The sequence below is a fragment of the Deltaproteobacteria bacterium genome (assembly GCA_013151235.1).
Taxonomy (GTDB): domain Bacteria; phylum CG2-30-53-67; class CG2-30-53-67; order CG2-30-53-67; family CG2-30-53-67; genus JAADIO01.
The window spans coordinates 25,394-25,872 of record JAADIO010000064.1 but is presented as its reverse complement, the minus strand read 5'-3'; the positions used below and the strand labels follow the sequence as shown (position 1 = coordinate 25,872).

Below are 479 nucleotides of genomic sequence, written 5' to 3'. Positions count from 1 at the left end.
TTCCTTCAATACAAGACATGGCTCAAGGAATATAGCAAGAAATTCGGTCTGAAAATCTGGGCGTACTGTTTCATGAGAAATCATGTGCATTTTGTCTGTGTGCCGCAAAGCGAAGACTCTTTGGCCAGGACGTTCAATACCCTTCACATGAGATATTCTCAATATTTTAACAGGAAGAAAGGCGCAGTGGGTCACTTATGGCAAGGAAGGTTTTTTTCATGCCCATTGGATGAAGCACACCTTTATTCAGCCATTCGATATGTAGAGAAGAATCCCGTCAGTGCAAAGATTGTAAGATCCCCCGAGAATTACAAGTGGTCAAGTGCGAAAGGGCACATCCATAAAATATCCGATCCTGTTTTATCCAAAGATTGTTATTTGACAAAGCGGATTGAGGATTGGCGTGGATATTTGATGGAAAAAGAGGATGAACGTCTGGTGAACGATATCAGAAAAAATTCGCTGACAGGACGTCCTTG

Annotated in this window: 1 protein-coding gene; it reads left to right on the top strand. The window is 42.0% G+C overall.

What is annotated here, in order from left to right:
* Positions 1-479 (top strand): transposase (locus GXP58_11655; protein ID NOY54248.1); only part of this gene is annotated, 479 nt, incomplete at both ends.